A 15118-nucleotide genomic window follows, 5' to 3' on the forward strand; every position below is an offset into this window, starting at 1 on the left:
GGCGGACTGAGTCACGCCTTGGCCAGTGCCTTGCGCAGGTCGTCATGGTCGAAGGCGCTCGCCATCCGTTCGATCTCCCGCTTGGACGCCGCTGCCCCGCCGGCCACTTCGCGCCATGACGCTGTCGCGCGCGCCACCTCTCCGATGATGGTGTCCGCTTCGCGGATCGCGAGGCCAAAGTATTCGGCAACGGAGCGCACCAGCTCGATGTCGCAAGTCGCTTCGTCCAGCGAGATCCGCGTGGTCAGGATGCGCTGGCGCAGGTCGGTTGGGGTCGGGTTGAGGTCATAGGCTGGTGCGAGCATCCATCCATTTCGGTTGCGCCAGAGGAAGCCATGGTTGCGCAGGTGGTCGTCGACATTGGACACCAGCACGTTGAACACCATTCGCCGGTACAGCTGCGTCTTGTCCATCGCTGCACGCGCACCGTGCTCCAGCAGTACCTCCATCAACTCCGGATAGCTGGCTCGTTCACCATCGCGTAACGCCATCATCGACAATGCGGACAGGAACGGGACGCGTGTGCCTTCGTCGCGATCGAATCGCCATGACAGCAGTACTGGTTTGTTTGCCACACGAACCAACTGGTGCTCTGGAACCTCGATGCCAGCCTGCTGTGCTAGTACCAGCGCGATGTGTTCCCAGAGTTCGACACTATAGTCGTCGGTTTCCTTCGGGAACTTGGCGATCGCGAGCCGACCCTGCGCATCCACGACGGACGCCTTGGGGCGCGCGCCGCCCAGCGAAGAGCCCGGGGCGAAGATCAGTTGCAGGTCCTCGTCGGTGTCTTCATCGCGCAATACACGTTCGGTGACCTGCAGCAGGCGACCGAGCTCAACGAGGCCGGGCACGCCTTGCCTTGAGGGCGCTTGGAACGCTTCGTCGCCTGCACGCTTGAACCGCAGCGCGCCTAGGCGCGACACATCGGATACGCCGAGCAGGTAGTCGGCTTCGAGCAGAGTGCGGACCGCTCGGCCTTCGTGGTCGGCCTGACGTCGCTCTGCCCGTTGCATCAGACGTCGCCCCCACGTGTCTGGCGCCGAATCCCCGATGGAGCCGAACATGCCAAAACCTCGATCCGGTGCGTATACGCCCGGCGTCAATGCCAAGGCTGGCTCAAGCGAGAACCGCGCGGGATCCTGCAGCCAAGCATCGTCGTACTCGAACGTCACGGTTTCACCATCGCGCCGTGGGCTACGACGCAGAAGGCCGACACGCTTGAGTCCCCGCTCAAAGTCGATGTGGACCTCGATGTCCTTGGAACTCATGGGCCAGCCTTTGCTCGACGTGTGCGGGCGCGCTTGGGTAAGGCCGCAGTGGCCATGGCCAGACCTGTTTCGTCGTGACGCGGGTCGGCCAGATCGCCGAGCCCATCTAGCAATCCCAATGACTGCAGGACTGCCGCGTAGATGCCGATGCTTACCCCTGGATCACCCTTCTCGATCCGGCTGAGCGTCGGGCGGGATGTCACCGCCCGTTCCGCGACAACTTCCGCGGGCAGGCTTCGGCGCAGACGCGCCGCCTGAATGTCGTGTCCCAGCTTGCGCAGAACACGCCTGACACTGATTGACGGGCGGTGGGGGGTAGGCATGATGCAATCATCGTGTTGCGCTAACAGGGCTTAATGTAAAGGTATGTTTACATTATTGCAAGTGGCCATTCGGATTCATGAATTGCGGTCAAACCCCCTTGCGGCCAGTGGACTGCCGGATTGAGAATGGCGTACCCGCACAGACCACCGTGACGGTTGCAGAGATGCGACACATCGCGTCCCGGCAACGGCACTTATCCACTAGCAACATCACAACGCCTCGGTCGCCATCGTTCGGCCTTGGATTCAGCCAGATGCCGTCGGCATCTGACGCGAACGATCAGCGGGCAGTGCCCGCCGTAGCGCGAAGAATGCGCTACGACCACTACGGGAAAGGTGCGCCTGCATTCTGGGCTGCTTTCCACGTGAGCGGTTCCACTGCGAACCGGACTCATCAACTTGCGCCCAAGCGGCGCCTCATCTCCAGCGAAACAAGTGACTTGCGCCGTACATGCCGCAGGCCTCTGTTCGTTCACACATCAACGCCTTCGCCGCAACACGACCCTTTTCGTGGCTCCTCGCGCTACCGGTTGAAGACCAAATAGAAAGGCCAAATGGCCAACCTGTCCCTGCGCGGGGAGTCCAGGAGAAGAAAAAATGAAGATCCTCGTGTTGCGCACCGATGGAATCGAAACGCAGGAAGACAGTCTTGAGATCGCATTCACCTCGTTCAATTACACCAAGGCTGCCGCGACCCATCTCGCCCGACTCATCACCGGCAATGGTGTCCAGATCAAGCCAGTCGCATGGGTGAGTACGCACCAAGCTGCTGCGATCATGGAGCTGGTTGAGGGCGACTTGCAGATTGCGGAACCGTTGTGGAAGGCCGTTGCCCAGACCCTCCGCAACTCGCTGGAGGAAGTAATCTCCAGGTACGCGGCAGCGTTCCTGCAGCAGAAGCCCATGCAGCGGATCGGACATGACCTGGCTGCCTTGGCTTTCAACCGGATCGCCCGGGAGGCTCTGGCCGCCGGCGCTGAATTCTGGATGTTCCCTGGCACCGCATTGGAATGGCGCTTCGAGCCGACGGATCCTGCAATGCTGGCCTGCCCCGAGCCGATCGATGTTACGTACGACCGGATTGACAGCGCGCTGGTGTCAGGAGTGCGGGAAGTGAACGGTCCGCAGCGGGAGTTGTTCGACCCTGGCGATGAGGTTGAAGTAGTGATCAGCCTGAGGCACCGTCTCGCCGAAATACGTCACACCACTACTCTGCAGAAAGCGCAGGCGATCTGGCGGGGTGAAACCAGGCTCAGCGCCGACGTCAGGATCCGGCCGGGAGAAATGCCTGAAGTCGTGGGTGATGTCACCCTCACCAGGGGGTGAGGAAACAAGGCCGGCGCCACGCGGCGCCGGCCTTGGCTCATTTCTCCTATGCCTCGCCGCTCAGGTGTCCACCAAACCGTGGGGACGTCGGCGGTGGAGTTACCAGGATTTAGTGGACACCTGAGCGGCGGGACCGATGTGCCGCTTCGAACTCGATGGGACTAACGCCACCGAGGTAGCTGTGCCGACGGATCGGATTGTAGAAGCCTTCGATGTACTCGGATACGTCCAAGGCAGCCGTTTGGCGGTCCGCGTAGATGCGCTTCTTGATGCGCTCCTTCTTCAGGCTTCCGAAGAAAGACTCGGCAACTGCGTTATCCCAGCAGTTCGCCCGCCTGCTCATGCTTGGCTCAAGATGGTTGGCCTTGCAGAAGCGTCGCCACGCGTCGCTTCCATACTGCGTTCCCTGATCCGAGTGGATCAGGGTCTTTCTTGGGCGCCGAGCACGAACGGCCTTCAAGACGGCTTCTAGGACCAGCTCTCGATGAATCGTCGGCTTGACGGCCCAGCCTACGACCTTGCGCGAGAAGAGGTCCACCACGACGGCCAAATAGAGCCATCCTTGCCAGGTACGGATGTAGGTGATGTCCGTAACCCAGGCCTCGTTGGGCCTCGACACCGTGAACTGACGCTGCAGCACGTTAGGGATCAATGCGTGCGGCTTTGCAACGGGATATGACGTATGCGGTAGCCGTGTAACGCCTGGAGGCCGTTCTCGCGCATGAGGCGTGCAACCCTGTGCTTGCTGCATTTCTCACCGCGTTCGCGTAGATCCTGCAGCACCCTGGGGGCGCCATAGATCCCGTGACTTGCGGTGAAAGATGATCGTATGAGACGTAGCAGGCGCGCATCTTCCTGGGCTCGATCGGACACCGGATGATCGAGCCAAGCGTAGTAGCCAGCACGAGCAACTCCAAGCAGCCGACACATCATCTGAACGCTGAACTCATTCCGATGCGACTCAATGAACTGATAAGCCCGCCGAGTCCGGCTTGGAACCTTCTTCGATGACATGATGCTTGCCTCCCGCTGATCGCATGGATGCTAGACCTGTCCACAAGATGCTGATAACTCCACTGATCCTTCAAACCGACCCGAGAATCGGGTCGGTTTTACTTGCGCACTAGCATCCACGCTCAGCGTACTAATGTGCGGGCCAATGTTCTCCTCCGAGACCGACACTGTTTCCAGCATTTGGCAGCAATCTCGCCCTTAGAGATCAAAGCCGATACCGGCACCGATAGTGTTCTCGCTACCGCTGAAGGCTGCACCAAGTGAAAACGAACCCCGCCCGAGCCGTAGACCGTATCCAACCGATAACGCCTTCTCGCCATCGGTATAGCCAACGCCAACCGCCAGGCGCCCGCGATCGCCGCTGCCATTGGCGGCGTTGACCGCCATCTGCGTCATTGCCGTTCCCATTGCACCCACTCGGTTGATGCGGCGGTCGGTCATGTCCATGCGCGACCACACATCATTGCGGAACTCGTCGAACTGCGGCTGCACGATGGCATTCACGCGAGCGTCCGTATAAGCATTTGCAGAGCGCAACGTGGCTGCATCGCCTGCGTCGGCGTGTTGATTGGCAGAGCGCAATGTCGAAGCGTCCCCCGCATCGGCATGCTGATTTGCCGCGCTAAGCGTGACGGCGTCGCCGGCATCGGCATAGTCCATCCCTGCTTCATGCCATTTTCGCGCCGCGGCCAGGACCATCTGGTCGTTGTTCTCCATCTGCTCCACGTTCACCGCATCGGTTGGATCAATACCCATCGCCACATTCCGGATCCGAGTGCCACCGCTGGAGGCGCTGCCTCCCAGAGTCACGCTGTCCCGCATAGGGCCATCGTATTGCACCGCATTCCCGCCGCTGCCACTGCCCAGCGCCGTCAACCGCGAATCAACCGCGGCAAAGGCATCGGCAACGCTGGAATAGCTGCTGCCCTGAATACTGAAGTTGGGCGAGAGAAACGCGCCGCTGCTGTTGTAGCCGGCGCCTCCGCCCAAGGCACTGGCAACGGCCTGCACCTGACCCAAGTTCGCCGCATCCGTACCGACTGTGCCGGCAGCAACGTTGATGAGCTGGCGCTGGAGAGTGGCGTTGCCGAAGGATACGGCGTTGCCGCGGTCTGCCGTCGACCAAGACCCAACGGCCACGGAACCTTCGGTAGTGGCTTGCGCCAAGGTGCCGATAGCCAACGCATCGTTGCCGCTGACAAGATTTCCGCGGCCGAGCGCAACGCCGCCGTGGACCGCAGTCACCTCATTGTTTGAGCCAATGGCTACGCCGCGATCGGCGCTGACCGTGTTCGAGCGACCGATTGCAGTCGCGTAGTTTGCGTTGGCCTCGACCTCGTTGCTGAAGCCCATTGCCAGCGAGCCCACCGTTCGGACGACGTTGCCCCGGCCTACGGCAGTGCTATCCACGGCAAATGCCTCGTTCTGATAGCCCATCGCGGTGCTGCCGGCCGCAGTTGCGTTGTTCTCGTAACCTACAGCCGTCGCATTGCTTGCACAGGTGGTGTTATCGGCACCAGCCTCGTGGCCTTGGTTGGTGCTGCCGGCTACCGCGTTGCCTGCTGTGTCCTTGCAAGGCTGTTCGGCAGCAAACGCAGCGGGAACTGCAAGAGCCAGCAAGAGTGCCGCTGCCAATGTAGCGGGGCGCGGTAAGGACCATGAAGCATGCATCGTAACTCTCCGGGGAAATGACGCCGGAATGGCGTGGCGCAGGGGATACGCGTGGGAGCCGCATATCCTGACAAGCGCTGCGTTCTTCCAGTTGCGCCGGGTCGTTATGTCAGCTGTTTCCTAAAGAATGCGTATTCCGTATGTCTTCAATACGCGGGTTCACCAATGCCACCCATGCTTGCGATTCTCTTCACTTTCATAGTGGCTCTGTCTGTAGTTCCTGTCGAAGAGCAGCCTTTGCCCCATCAGCCGCTGCGTATTGGTCGCATGGACGAGAATGTCCAAGGGAATTTGGTGGCGGCGATCTGTGTAGATCAAGAGCAGCCGGCGTGGACGCTTGTCTACGGCGTGCTGCCGCAGGACGCTGCGCGGCCATGCGCACGCAAGGATATGAAGAAGATAGAAGCCCGCGAGTTCGGCGAACTGCAACGGAATTTGCGAGCTTGGTTACTGCACGAAGTCCAGCCAGAAGCGGATGTGGTCGCGCGCGTGCTTGCGTTGGCACGTCAGCAGCCAGGCATGCCGGTTGGCTTGACGTGGGATGGCGGCATGGCGATTACCGCCAACGACTATACTGCCGCCGAACGCCGGCTGGCGGCGTACCGTGCGGATCCGCAGGGTTATGCGGCGAAGCACTGGTCTCACTGAGGTGAGAAGGGAGCTAACACCCATCGGCTCTCTTGGTGATGTCTGGATTGCGGTAACTCGACCGAAGAGCGTTCACCGTAGTCTGGCTATCGAGCGGGAGAAGAGGTTTCCCTACGCCAGCGTTCAGCGAGCCGTTGTTGCCATGGCATGACGTCGCGGAAGCCCGCAAGTGTCATCCTGCCCGCATTCAACGTATCAGCATCGTGGTCGGCGCGAGCGCAGGCCATTTTCACCAATTGTCCGTGTGCATCCCGTGCCGGTTCGGCGCAGCGAGCACGCAGCTGCGCTCGCACCATGGCGGCCTCCTTTTCCTCGTTTGCAGACACCAGAGCGACCAACAGGACACCTCGCGCATCTGTCACGTAAGGATGTTCGGTGCCGTAGGTGGATACTCCGGAGGCTAGTAACCGGCGCGCGGAGTCTACCGCTGTCTGAGCATTTCCCGACGCCAGTTCAACCAGTGCAAGATTGGTCAGCACCAGGTCGGTGCGCGGATGGCTCTCGCCAAACTGCGCCCGGGTCTCCTCCAGTAGGTCTTGCAGCCGCATGCGCGCCGCGTCCATGCGGCCGGCATGCAAATCCAGCGTGGCTAGATTGGACTCCAGGAAGACGTGGGTGCTTGGGTTGGGGTTAGCCAGTTGCGGGTAAAGACGTGCGCCTTCTTCTAGCCAGGTGCGAGCTTGCGCGAAATCTCCCGAAGCGATGGCGGTGTCACCCGCATTGTTTAGCGCTTGAACGAAGGCCAATCTGCGAACGGCCTGTGGATCGCGGCGAAGCCCATCGATGCTGATTCGCGCATGATGCATGGCCTTGGAATATTCGCCGCGTTCGCGGTATCCCCATGAAAGATCATCGTGTAGCTTGGCTGGCAAGCTGCCGTATTCACTGCGGTATTCGCCCAGTTGCGCCACTGCGTGTAGAGTGGTCTCGAATGCTTCATCGGTGCGCCCCAGCCAGTGCAATGCACCTGAGCGTGCACGCAGGGCCTCAGCCATTGCCACGGGGCTCCCCGCAGTGCGCGCATTTTCTATGGCCTTGTTGGCCAGCTCTAGCGCACGCTGGTGCTCACCCAGATTGCGGTGAACAGCGGCCATCGATCTCCACATAGCCGAGAGTGCCTCCGGCGAACGTTCTCGGCTTGCCTCCACATCGTCTAGCCCCTCGGCGCCGACACTGAGCAGTTGCTTCACTGTGGCCGGCTTGTCACCCTTAATGGCTTCAGGGCCAAGCATGCTGAACATCTTGATAAAGTAATCGGATACGGCGTTGGCGGTGTTTCGTTCTTGCTCGGCGCGGGCCTGTGCTGCTAAAGCGTTCTGCTCAGCCATATGAGCGCGGGCGCGGGCGCGTTCGGTATGCCCCAAGGCGGTTCGAAGGCTATGAACGTGGAAGCCTATGAAGGCAAAGCCGACTAGCAACGCCGCCATTGCAGGCCACCAGCGCCGCACGTGGCGACGCAGGCGGTAGCCGCGTTCATCGGAGCGCGCCTGCACAGGTAGACCGGCTAGCCACAACTTCAGATCATCGGCAAACGCATGGGCGCCTGGATAACGTTCGTCTGGGTCCTGCGCTGTGGCGAGGGCGACGATGCTGTCGAGGTCGCCTTGTAGGTGTCGTTGCAGGGCATCGGCAGAGAGACCACGGCACATGGCGATGGCGTCGGCGCTCGAGGGTGTATCACGACGCAGGCGCGCCACATGGACAGACATGCGCGCGTTGGTATCGTCCCGCGGCAGCCCAGACAATAGCCTTCTCGCCAGAAGGCCGAGTTGGTAAATATCGCTGGCGGTCGTCGCCGGCCTGCCTTGGCGTTGTTCAGGAGTCGCCCAGGCTGGCGTCATCGCTTGGGTTAGCGTGCGTTCGCCCATGTCGTTGTCATCCAGCAGGCGAGCAATGCCGAAATCGAGCAGCTTGGCGCAACTGTCCTCGTCCACGAGGATGTTGGACGGCTTAAGATCACGGTGGACGATCAATTGCCGATGTGCGTAGTCGACCGCGCCGCACACTTGCACAAGAAGTTCGACGCGGCGCGCCAATGGTAGGTTGCGCACATCGCACCAATTGTCGATGTCCTGTCCACGCACAAGCTCCATGGCAAGCCAAGGCTTGCCCGAATCGTCGATACCCCCGTCCAGCAATTGTGCAATATGCGGATGCTGTAACCGCGCCAGTAATTGGCGCTCGCGCACGAAACGCGCGGCCAGCGGAGCGTAACCCGCCCAGATTCGTTTGACTGCCACCTCCTTATCGAATGCGCCGTCAGCACGTCTGGCTAGAAACACTTCCCCCATACCGCCTCGGCCCAGTCTTTCGAGCAATACGTAGGGACCGATGCGCTGACCGGCCGCATCGGTGCTGCCTGAAGACGGTTCCAGGTCATCCTCGACCATGTGCGCAAGTAGCGCCTGCACACGGCCCCGCAGTAGCGGTTCCAATGAGGCTATCAGGTGGGCGCGATCGCCTTCATCTCGATCGAGCAACTCGCGGAAGAGAAGCAGCGCGCGTTGCTCCAGTTGCGGGTCGCTCGATGTCGTCATTCTTATGTGGTGAAGAGGGGATGAGAGGGATACGTGATGCCGCGCGACCGGGTGACAAATGTTCAGGCTATGACGAAGATGTCATGTGCGCCCCACGCTCTTGTATCGCTCAAAGCTGCTGGTGCTGCAGGCGGCTCAGTCGTTGAGTCGATCTTTGAGCCAGGCGCGCGCCGCGGCCCAGTCGCGATAGACAGTGCGCTCTTCAAGCTCCAGCATCGCTGCGACCTCCGCAACGCTCAAGCCGATGAAGTAGCGCAACTCGACTACCTGCGCCATGCGAGGTTCCAGCGCAGCCAACTCGGTAAGCGCTGCATCCAGTTCTGGCAGGCGGGTTTGCTCTGGAATGGGTAGTTCCAGCGCGCGGGTGAACTCGTCGCGAAGCCAGCCGCCGCCGTTCTTTTCGGCCGCAGCGCTGCGGGCGCGGTCCACCAGCATCTGCCGCATCATCTTTGCGGCGGTGTTGTAGAGGTGAGTGCGGCTCTCAAGTGCCTGCGGTGCATCGCGGTCGATAAGCTTGAGTAGCACGTCATTGACCAAAGCGGTGGCCTGCAGGGTGTCATGCCCCTGCTGCCGTCCTAATTGAATACGAGCCAACCGGCGCAGTTCGGCGTAGATCCCCGGTAGCAGTTTGTCCAGAGCGTCGCGATCGCCGGCACTCCAGCGCTGCACCAAGAGGGTGATTTCGTCCGAGGTCTGCATGTGGCGCTGGCGGCAGGAGGAACTGCATGATCCTTTCGGTCGGTCACCAGCGTCAACTCGGATGCTAAATCCGAGACTTATCGGTTCAAGCCAGAGCTACTTCCCGCCGGCTGAACCGTCTTTGCCACCCGCGAAAAGGTATGCCTCAAGAGCCAGGGCCTTCCATTCGGTGCCGTATTCCGACCTGCAGACGACCCACTCCCGCATTGGGCGTCCTGCCATGCGGAAACTTGTCCCCAAGCCAGATTCGATGAGTTCCTTTGCCCGGGCCGGCGAGACCTTGACCACGAATTCCCTGCCGGGCGTCTGCATGCAGAAGATCTTCCCATGCACGTTCAGAGCGTTGCTGCCAAAGCCTCGTTTTCCGTGGCAATGGGACACGCCCGGCCGTGACAGCATTGCATCCAGAATGGCGGCGAAACGCGGGTTCTTGGCTTCGTCGGATGACATAGCAGATAGTGGGGGTGCGGGAGAGTTAGTGCCGCGAATGATGCATCCAGCAGGTCTAGGAAGGGCCGTTTTGCGCAAGGGGCCGCTCCGGAAGTTCCTTGCTATGACGATGGGGATGGTTCCAGCAAACGGTACAGCGTGCAGGCACGATCGCGCCGACGGGTTAAGGACTGGTCCGCGATCACGAGTGAACCGGCACTACCACTGTCTTGCTGCATCGCCAGGTCGCTTACGGCTTCCGCGTCGTCCCATGCCAACCAGGCACGCTGGGCCTGGCGTAAGGCGTCGGCACGCATGTCGCCACCTAGTTGGAGCATCAGCTCGCGGTAAATGCGGTTCAGTTCAGTGTCCCAACCCTCGTAGGCCAGTCCCTGCGCATCCCTCATGTCCGCGGTGACGCCACCACTGCGTTCGATCGCAGCCGCGAAAGCGGCGTCTATCGGGTGGGCTTGCGGCAGATCGCACCAGTTGACTCCCGCAGCATGGGAGGTTGGCGCAAGCACGAGGGTGAACAAAGCAAGGGAACGTAGCATGAAGGTGCAGATGATGAGGGTAGGTTGGTGGAGGTCAGCCTGTAGTTCCCGAGGCAGCTTCAATCGCATCCAGCCGCGACACAGTAGAGCGGGAGTAACACGCAGCGTGTTCTATTCAGGCACGGTTAGCGCAGCCAACACGACGGAGGTCGTAAGCAGGAACACCAGTGCGCCGCCGAGGGCAACGGTGCTGGCTAAAGTTACCGCCAGCGCGGCGTGCCAGCCTTGCCGCCGGGCGCGGCGGCAAAGGTGGATCGCCAGCCATGGGGAAAGCAGCAGCATCAGCAAGCCGGCACCTACGTGGCCGAACAGAAACCGCGCGCCGTTCGCGCCGCTCATGCTATTGCTGCCCAGAAGCCCAAGCAACGCCCAGAACGCGGCCACCGCTACCATCGGTGCGGCGGTGACCACTGCTGCCATGCGTGGCGCCATGTCGGGCAGTGCGTTGGCACCAGCCTTCGTCATTGCGCCAGATCGTAGCTAAGCAGTTCGATCGCCTGAGTATCCTTTGGGTTCGGTGATAGGCCAGATTCGCGGCCAATTAGCACGTAGCGCTGGCCGTTCTTCAATGGGCCGCTTGGCATCAACGACTCGGTGTGGGGGTTTAGGTAGAGCATCACGGTGAGGCCTTCGTCACTGCGCAGGTGAATGGCCTTGGCCGGACGGCCAGCGATTTGGCGCGCATCATCAAACCAGGCGTCCTTGTTGCCTGGCGTCGGCGTGAGGTCCACGACGGTTCCACTGAAGCGCACGATCTTTTGCCAGTAAGCACTTTTGTTGGGATCGGTAAGCGAGACATCTTCTGCCACGAATGCTTTATGCAGATCACCCAAGTTTTGGTAGCGCACCGTCCACTCCCTCTGGTCGGTATCGCGACGGATATGGTCTGCCGCACCCAGAAGATTCTCGGTCCAGCCGCCACAGGCGTTCTTTCTCCGGCATTGCGGCCAAGCCTGCTCCAGTGTGCGGTTCAGCTGCTCGCTCTTATCGTGTGACGCCATCTCCAGGGCCACCCCCGGTCCCATCACTGCTGCAGCTTGACCTTGCTCGGGGGCCAGCACCAATACGGCTCCATTGCCGACGTCCAGCTTGCCGACGCGCAACTGGCGCATCATTGCCCAGCCGTATTCTTCCGCGCTCAGGCCGTGCAGGTCCTTGGTCACGATGGTCACAATTTCGACGCCCCATTGCTTGGCGTGCTCCAACATCTGCTTTTCTACTTGCGCCACGACCTGTGGGTCGAGCAAACCGGTTTCATCGTAGACGAAACGGGTGCCCTTACTTGGTAGCGTTTTGGGATCCGGCGCGGGCAGCACAACCTTAGAGGTTGGGACCGCCGGGGAAGTCACGGATGACGACGCAGGCTGGGACGCCATTGAAGGAGAAGAAGGGGGGGCGACCGGCGCGACAGCGCTGGCCGATCCCGTGTCCTCCACAGGCGTCGGAACGCTACTCGGGGCATCGATGCCCGCGACAGGTGCTCCCGACGCACCGCTGGCGCAGTCACCCCGCCCGGTCTGGCGACAAGCCGAATCCCAGCCATCGCTGATCGCGCCAACGCGCTGCGCACGGCCCGGATGGGTGCTGTCGTGGCGCACCGATTCCGGCACGAGCGTCTGGATGGCCTTCAGCGTGTCTTGTCGGCTAGCGCCCATCTTGTAGAGCACAAAGCCGCTGAACTTGTCCGCTTCCAGCTCAATTGGAGGTTGGCTCCCGCCTGGCTGGATGGTGTGTCCGGCTAAGTGATGGCCTACCTCATGCGCCATGATGCTCACCGCCGCCCAGGGATTGCCTCCCGTCTCGCGGCGCACCAGTTCGATGAAGTCCGGATTGAACGCGATTACCCGCTGCGGGACCTTCTGCTGGTCCAGCAGGATGGCGGCGGCGGCATTAGGCACGTCGGCCTCGGTGACTTGGAAGTTCTGCGGCAGACCGGTGAAGTTCATGACCTGCTCGATCATGTCCCGGCAGTCGCGCGGGGCCTGCCCTCCGATGCCAAAGCGCACGGGCTGACCGTCGTAGGAGCAGGCCTGCAATGTGTCGGCAATCTGCGCCGCGATGCGGTTGGCGTCATCGCTAGCCGCGGCAGTTGGCAGATGCTGCGCTACAGGCAGCGATGGCGCGTTGGTGGTCTCACGACTGCAGCCAGCCAAGGCGACAAGACACAGGGCAAGCGAGGAAAAGCACATGGTTTTCACGATTCGGCATCCCATACGTGGAAGGCAATAAAAGTTAAGCACCGCGTTCTTCGCAGAGTGGCGTCATTGCGATAGGGCGACGTGGTAGACGATTCGACCATAGGCAAGCAGAAGAGCTTTCTTGGCGAGGTAGAAAATTACGACTAGCGCGCCTATTCGCAACACGTCGGCTCGCCAGCGCAGTTGGAAGAACTGTTTGCTCGCTACAGCCACCACCAGCAACTCCAATGGGGTCATGTACCAGGAAGCGGCCTGTCGCCAGGGGACGGCCCATCGACTGGCATCCAGCACGAGTAGCGGAAGCAGATTGAGCGCGTTAGCGGCGATCACCACGAATTGCACATACACCGCCAGAACCAGGTGCTCGACTGCGTTGTATCCGCAGCGTCCCCGGAACAAAATCCAAGTGGCGGTCAGCACAGCTATCAGCCCCAAGCTGAATGACCAGCGCGCCCAAGCGGCAACCACCCGCATGTGTCCTGACAGCTCAGTCTGGCCGGCGGTGAGGTATCCGGTGTGGTCGAGCAGTAGCACCAACGAAGCCACCGCCACCAGCAACAACTTCAGCGGGTGCACGTGGCGCTTTCGTGCGCCAAACACGTAATCGCGCGCCACCTGGCCAGGAGCGCATGCCAAGTGCAGAGCGGCATGCAGTATCGTCAGTTCGAACAATCGCCGGCTTTGCCAGAACTCCTGCCACACGTCGCGGATCGAGAGCCGCTTCGCTGCCTTCTGGCCGCAGGCACCACAATGCGGCATGGGGCGCGGGGCACCACAATTGCGGCATAGGGGAGCCTCGAAGTATTCATCTTCCACCGCCGCCCCAGGCTGCGCACTCTGAATCGCCAGGGGAGGCGGCAACAGTCCGCGAACCACATCGTTCGTAGTCTGGCGGACATGTTGCCCGAGACGGGCGCGGCGACTGGAAGAATGGGACGGCACGGTGGTCTGGGGAGCCCTGCGTGCAGAGGGATACGCCAGGCGAGAAACTTTCCTGACATTCACAGCGTGCTCTAGCGCCTGAAGACTGCCGTTGCGTCAGTCTTGGATACCGTGCTCGCGCAGAAGGCTGGAAATGTCGAAGCGCCACACGTTGCGCGAGCCATTGAGGGGGGTATCCAGGCGGTGCCCCAACCCCTCAATCCCTTGCCGCTGCTTGGGGAAGGCGACTCCGGGAATACGCATGCTGGTAACAAAGAGTTCGCCGAAGGCGCGACCGAGCGTCGGTGCGTTCTCCAGATACATCGTATTCACGTCGCCGGGCAAGCGAATAGGTTTCCCCCATTCCCCAGCGGGCGTGCGGAAGGCGATGTAGATGTCCGCTGAGCCGGCTGAGTCACCTTCGTCACCGGCGAACAGAATGAACCTTTCGCGTGGATCAATGGCAGGATCCATGTGGTTGGCTTGCACGCCCTTCCCGAGAGTCACCTGCTTTGGCACCGACCATCCCGTGCCCTCTGGCCGAGCGAGGTAAATTTGGTAGCCGGGGCCACTGTCCTCTCGATGGGCAGAAAAGTAGAGGTTGCCGCTGGCTGCAACTACTGGGTTGTAGACCATCGGAACCCGTGCAATCTCGCCCCCGATGTGGACGGGCTCGCCCCATCCATTGCCCTGCTGCTCAACGTACCAAAGGTTGGCGCCAGGAAAACTCAGCCGCCCACGGGTGGCCACCAGCGGGGAGCCGCCGGGCGTTACCGGACGGTTGGAGACGAAGTAAAGGCGCTTGCCATCTGGTGAGATGCTTGGCTCAGAGTCCTTCCAAATCCCAGAGAACGGCGCGACGCTTACGTCCTCGTAGCCGCCTGCGCGCCATTGGGCGGACAAAATGACAGTGTCGGCTGAGGCCAAGTCGCCGCGCATGAAATAGAGGCCTTTCCTGTCGTGCGTCAATGTAGCGCTGGTTTCGTTGTGTCGCGTTGATACAACCCCCGGCGCCAGCAGTTCCCCTGAACCAAGTTCGGACGCTAGCGAAGGCAGATGGATGATCAGGAACAGCAGTGCCATGTAGCGACAATTGGACGGCATAACGAACTCCGATGGCAGAGGGTCAGAATGCGACTAGGCCAAGCGCTCAGTGGCCGTGTAGTCAGGGCGAGTTCCCGAGGAGTTACGAAAACCCTTGCGCTCGCCTGACATCGACCTCGGCAGTGGCCTCAAAGTCTTAGTCGGTTGACTCAGTCCATGCGTTCAACGTCCGCTTGTGGTCGCGGATTCATATGATCGATGCAACACACGGATAGCTGCATAGGCAGCAGGAGTGTTGCGAATGAAGCACAGGAAGAGGATCTACTACACCGACACCCAGAAGGCGCTGATGTGGGACCGTTGGCAGCAGGGCGAGTCGCTGCATCAGATCGCTTCCCTGTTTGACCGGCACCATAGCTCAGTGCGGAACATCCTGGCCGAGCATGGCGGCATTCGTCCGCCAGTGAGGCAGCGATCCTCGCGGGT

The 15118-nt window shown here is 61.1% G+C and carries 13 protein-coding genes and 2 pseudogenes; 3 read left to right on the plus strand and 12 right to left on the minus strand.

What is annotated here, in order from left to right:
• Nucleotides 1–11 precede the first annotated feature (11 nt).
• Together AC04MD_RS15385 and AC04MD_RS15390 are read right to left on the minus strand one after the other, a co-directional pair.
• Nucleotides 12–1268, minus strand: coding sequence for a type II toxin-antitoxin system HipA family toxin (locus AC04MD_RS15385; RefSeq protein WP_475498147.1), 1257 nt, complete (start codon nt 1266–1268; stop codon nt 12–14).
• On the minus strand, nt 1265–1591 hold the full coding sequence (locus AC04MD_RS15390) for a helix-turn-helix domain-containing protein (protein WP_475498148.1): 327 nt from the start codon (nt 1589–1591) through the stop codon (nt 1265–1267). Before AC04MD_RS15390 ends, AC04MD_RS15385 begins: the two co-directional genes overlap by 4 nt.
• Before the next feature lie 597 nt (nt 1592–2188).
• Between AC04MD_RS15390 and AC04MD_RS15395 the strand changes: the two genes are divergently transcribed.
• The gene (locus AC04MD_RS15395; RefSeq protein WP_475498149.1) at nt 2189–2917 is read left to right on the plus strand and encodes a hypothetical protein; all 729 of its coding nucleotides are present in this window, start codon (nt 2189–2191) and stop codon (nt 2915–2917) included.
• Nucleotides 2918–3026: 109 nt separating this feature from the next.
• Here the strand turns inward: AC04MD_RS15395 and AC04MD_RS15400 are convergent.
• Together AC04MD_RS15400 and AC04MD_RS15405 are read right to left on the minus strand one after the other, a co-directional pair.
• A pseudogene (locus AC04MD_RS15400) lies at nt 3027–3901 on the minus strand (IS3 family transposase); the annotation flags it as partial.
• 228 nt (nt 3902–4129) lie between these two features.
• The gene (locus AC04MD_RS15405) at nt 4130–5551 is read right to left on the minus strand and encodes a hypothetical protein (protein ID WP_475498150.1); all 1422 of its coding nucleotides are present in this window, start codon (nt 5549–5551) and stop codon (nt 4130–4132) included.
• Between the two features lie 225 nt (nt 5552–5776).
• Between AC04MD_RS15405 and AC04MD_RS15410 the strand changes: the two genes are divergently transcribed.
• Nucleotides 5777–6250: a hypothetical protein gene (locus AC04MD_RS15410; RefSeq protein ID WP_475498151.1), complete on the plus strand. Its 474-nt coding sequence runs from the start codon at nt 5777–5779 to the stop codon at nt 6248–6250.
• 86 nt (nt 6251–6336) lie between these two features.
• Here the strand turns inward: AC04MD_RS15410 and AC04MD_RS15415 are convergent, their stop codons facing one another.
• The 8 genes from AC04MD_RS15415 to AC04MD_RS15450 form a co-directional block, all read right to left on the minus strand.
• Complete coding sequence (locus AC04MD_RS15415; protein WP_475498152.1) at nt 6337–8787, minus strand: serine/threonine-protein kinase; 2451 nt, start codon at nt 8785–8787, stop codon at nt 6337–6339.
• A 135-nt stretch (nt 8788–8922) separates the two neighbouring features.
• Nucleotides 8923–9486: an ECF-type sigma factor gene (locus AC04MD_RS15420; protein ID WP_475498153.1), complete on the minus strand. Its 564-nt coding sequence runs from the start codon at nt 9484–9486 to the stop codon at nt 8923–8925.
• A gap of 96 nt (nt 9487–9582) precedes the next feature.
• A complete protein-coding gene (locus tag AC04MD_RS15425; protein WP_475498154.1) occupies nt 9583–9936 on the minus strand; it encodes an MmcQ/YjbR family DNA-binding protein in 354 nt (117 codons plus the stop codon).
• A 101-nt stretch (nt 9937–10037) separates the two neighbouring features.
• Entirely contained in the window at nt 10038–10538 is a 501-nt protein-coding gene (locus AC04MD_RS15430) for a lysozyme inhibitor LprI family protein (RefSeq protein WP_475498155.1), read from the minus strand.
• Nucleotides 10539–10580: 42 nt separating this feature from the next.
• On the minus strand, nt 10581–10934 hold the full coding sequence (locus AC04MD_RS15435; RefSeq protein WP_475498156.1) for a hypothetical protein: 354 nt from the start codon (nt 10932–10934) through the stop codon (nt 10581–10583).
• Nucleotides 10931–12658 (minus strand): TPM domain-containing protein, encoded by a 1728-nt coding sequence (locus AC04MD_RS15440; RefSeq protein ID WP_475498180.1) that lies wholly within the window; start codon nt 12656–12658, stop codon nt 10931–10933. Before AC04MD_RS15440 ends, AC04MD_RS15435 begins: the two co-directional genes overlap by 4 nt.
• Nucleotides 12659–12730: 72 nt before the next feature.
• Nucleotides 12731–13483: a DUF3667 domain-containing protein gene (locus tag AC04MD_RS15445; RefSeq protein WP_475498157.1), complete on the minus strand. Its 753-nt coding sequence runs from the start codon at nt 13481–13483 to the stop codon at nt 12731–12733.
• Nucleotides 13484–13705: 222 nt separating this feature from the next.
• On the minus strand, nt 13706–14671 hold the full coding sequence (locus AC04MD_RS15450; RefSeq protein ID WP_475498158.1) for a TolB family protein: 966 nt from the start codon (nt 14669–14671) through the stop codon (nt 13706–13708).
• A 262-nt stretch (nt 14672–14933) separates the two neighbouring features.
• Here AC04MD_RS15450 and AC04MD_RS15455 point away from each other — a divergent pair.
• Nucleotides 14934–15118 (plus strand): annotated as a pseudogene (locus AC04MD_RS15455) (IS30 family transposase); the annotation flags it as partial.

The sequence above is a fragment of the Pseudoxanthomonas sp. LjRoot206 genome (genome assembly GCF_056175725.1).